General features: G+C 50.1%; 4 protein-coding genes. All 4 read left to right on the top strand.

Annotation, left to right across the window (positions count from 1 at the left end):
- A partial coding sequence (locus AQR02_RS18725) for a TerC family protein (protein WP_425339988.1) occupies positions 1 to 399 on the top strand: 399 nt, incomplete at its 5' end.
- 187 nt (positions 400 to 586) lie between these two features.
- Positions 587 to 928: a hypothetical protein gene (locus tag AQR02_RS18720; protein ID WP_342447466.1), complete on the top strand. Its 342-nt coding sequence runs from the start codon at positions 587 to 589 to the stop codon at positions 926 to 928.
- Positions 929 to 939: 11 nt separating this feature from the next.
- A complete protein-coding gene (locus AQR02_RS35335) occupies positions 940 to 1,098 on the top strand; it encodes a hypothetical protein (protein ID WP_342447465.1) in 159 nt (52 codons plus the stop codon).
- 206 nt (positions 1,099 to 1,304) lie between these two features.
- Entirely contained in the window at positions 1,305 to 3,149 is a 1,845-nt protein-coding gene (gene typA, locus AQR02_RS18715; RefSeq protein ID WP_054941770.1) for a translational GTPase TypA, read from the top strand.
- The last annotated feature ends 47 nt before the right edge of the window (positions 3,150 to 3,196 follow it).

The following is a 3,196-nucleotide window of genomic DNA, read 5'->3' as shown; positions in this document are numbered from 1 at the left end:
GATGAAATTAATGTCCGGGAGGAAGGCTCCAGCGTGTGGAAGTCTATCCGCACCATCCTTCTGGCCGACTTCATTATGAGCCTTGATAATGTTCTGGCGATAGCCGGAGTGGCCAAAGGGGATCTGGCTCTGATTGTAATCGGAATTGCCCTAAGCATTCCGATTGTCGTGTGGGGCAGCGGAATCATAGTCGGCTGGCTGCACCGTTTTCCTGTCCTGATCTATATCGGCGCTTTTATTCTTGCCCATACAGCAGGAGAGATGCTGCTTCAGGATGCCAAGTTTGGGCCGGTCCTCTCGTTCTTTCTGCCTTCTTCGCATTCCTTACTGCCGGTGGCCCTTGGCATTATTGTAGTGCTGACCGGTGCTTTCAGACGCCGGCTTGTATCCGCCGGGTAAGAACCGGCAATACTTATGGCTGTGCCAGAAGCTGTATAAGCTCTGGTGCAGCCTTTTTAGCATGAACTGCGCCATGACTCTTTTAGACAACCGAAACATGAAGAATGATGGCGTTTTAACTCATTTTCAGATAAAATATAAGAGAAATCCAGGGACAAGAAGTGAACTCTGAAGGGATGGGTGGACAATGTCATCTAAAAACGACATGAAACTGGGGGTATTTATTGCCGCCGCCGGCCTCGTAATTTTATTAGGAAAGCTGGGGGTATTCGGATTTCTCGGACGAGCCTTATGGCCGCTCGTAATTCTGGTTCCAGGCCTGTTCCTGCATGTGCTCTTCTTTAGCCGCCGCACCTCTGCCGCCGTGCTGATTCCCGCCGGGATTTTGACTGTTTACGGTTTGCTCCTGGGATTCTGCAATACCTGGGGCTGGGGATTTATGAGTCATCTGTGGCCGCTGCTGCTGTTTGGCATCGCTGTCGGCCTGTACGAATATGCTTTTTTTCACCGGCGCGGACGGGGAGTCTGACAGCCACTTCAGTGATATTAGGTGTATTGAGTCTTGTGCTCTTTATTTTCACTCTGCTGGGTACCGGAGCCCTTTATCTGCTCGGGATTGTACTGGTTGCAGGCGGAGTCTGGCTGATGTTTGGCCGCAGAAAACAGGGAAGCCGCAAAAAATGGAATGGCGGCTGGTAACCCCGCTGCCCGGAACTAGAAAATTTAAACGAAGCTGGAAATCGTTTTTTCATAAAAAGACTTGCTTTTCATGGTGCTTTCACTATAATATTAAGGAATGTTGGAGCGTCGGCTTTCTGCCAGGCGCTTCTTTTGTGAGACTGCCGTGACATGCCATGAATTTAAACATTTTTAATTTGATAAATGAGAGGATTTGGATACAAATCATGCATTCAAGAACAGAAATTCGCAATATTGCGATCATTGCCCACGTTGACCATGGTAAAACAACACTCGTCGATCAGCTTCTGCAGCAATCGGGTATTTTCAGCGCCCACGAAACTCTGCAGGAACGCGCCATGGACTCGAACGACCTGGAGCGGGAACGCGGTATCACCATCCTAGCCAAAAATACAGCAATTACCTATAAAGAGTTCCTGATCAACATTGTAGATACCCCTGGACATGCCGACTTTGGCGGCGAAGTAGAACGTATCATGAAGATGGTTGACGGTGTCCTTCTGGTTGTTGATGCTTATGAAGGCTGCATGCCGCAGACGAAATTCGTACTGCGCAAAGCCCTGGAACAGCACCTGACTCCAATCGTTGTCGTGAACAAGATTGACCGTCCGGCTGCCCGTCCGAAGGAAGTTATTGATGAAGTACTGGATCTGTTCATTGAGCTGGAAGCTAGTGACGATCAGCTTGAATTCCCGGTTGTTTATGCTTCTGCGCTGAACGGTACATCGAGTCTGGATCCGGAACAGCAGGACGACAACATGCAGGCGCTCTATGATACCATTATCGAGCATATCCCGTCTCCAACTGAAAAAGTTGACGAGCCTCTGCAGTTCCTTGTAACCCTGATGGATTACAACGAGTATCTCGGACGTATCGCTATCGGCCGGGTAAACCGCGGCGTGATCAAGCAAGGCCAGTCCGTTACAGTTATTATGCGTGACGGCAAGAGCAAGACTGCGCGTATTGAGAAGCTGTTCGGTTTCCAGGGCCTCAAACGTGTAGAAACAGAAGAAGCCGGCGCGGGCGACATCGTGGCTATTGCCGGTATCAAAGATATTAACATCGGTGAAACGATCGCAGATCCTGCGAACCCTGAAGCACTGCCGGTTCTGAAGATCGATGAGCCTACGATGCAAATGACGTTCCTCGTGAACAACAGTCCGTTCGCCGGTAAAGAAGGCAAGTGGGTTACTTCACGTAAACTGCGCGAGCGTTTGTTCAAAGAGCTGGAAACAGATGTCAGCTTGCGTGTAGATGAAACAGACAGCCCTGATGCTTTTATCGTATCCGGACGCGGTGAGCTTCACCTCGGGATTCTGATCGAGAATATGCGCCGTGAAGGTTATGAGCTGCAGGTTTCCAAGCCTGAGGTTATCGTGAAGGAAGTCGACGGTACCAAAATGGAGCCGCTTGAGCGTCTGCTTATCGATGTTCCGGAAGAAAGCATGGGCGCCGTAATGGAGAGCCTGGGCAGCCGCAAAGCAGAAATGGTCAACATGATCAACAACGGCACCGGCCAAGTCCGTCTGGAATTCCTGATTCCAGCACGCGGCCTGATCGGTTACAATACACACTTCCTGACCCTGACCCGCGGTTATGGCGTAATGAACCACGCGTTTGACAGCTATGCTCCACTGATTGGCGGTCAAGTTGGCGGACGTCACCAGGGTGTACTTGTATCAAGTGAAACTGGAACAACTACGTTCTACGGCATGATGGGTGTTGAAGACCGCGGTATCCTCTTCCTGGAACCGGGTACGGATATCTACGAAGGTATGATCGTCGGCGAGCATACCCGTGACAACGATATTATCGTTAACATCTGTAAGGAAAAAGCACTGACTAACGTGCGTTCCGCAACCAAGGATGAAACGGTAAAAATGAAAACTCCGCGTATGTTCTCGCTGGAAGGTGCGCTTGAGTACCTGAATGATGATGAATATTGCGAAATCACTCCTAAATCTGTTCGCCTGCGTAAAAAAATCCTGAATAAGGGCGAGCGCGAACGTGTAGAGAAACAGCGTAAGCAGGCGCAAGCCAGCCAAGCCTAAGCTGATACCCAAGCCGCCGGATGAGTAGTCCGGCGGCTTTTCTGTGT

Source organism: Paenibacillus ihuae, from assembly GCF_001368795.1.
GTDB lineage: Bacteria > Bacillota > Bacilli > Paenibacillales > Paenibacillaceae > Paenibacillus_AQ > Paenibacillus_AQ ihuae.
This window is presented reverse-complemented; position numbering and strand designations above follow the sequence as displayed.

Excerpts from the sequence above, each read along its gene's own strand:
- AQR02_RS18720 (WP_342447466.1), top strand. The coding sequence starts at position 587 with ATGTCATCTAAAAACGACATGAAACTGGGGGTATTTATTGCCGCCGCC.
- typA (WP_054941770.1), top strand. The coding sequence starts at position 1,305 with ATGCATTCAAGAACAGAAATTCGCAATATTGCGATCATTGCCCACGTT.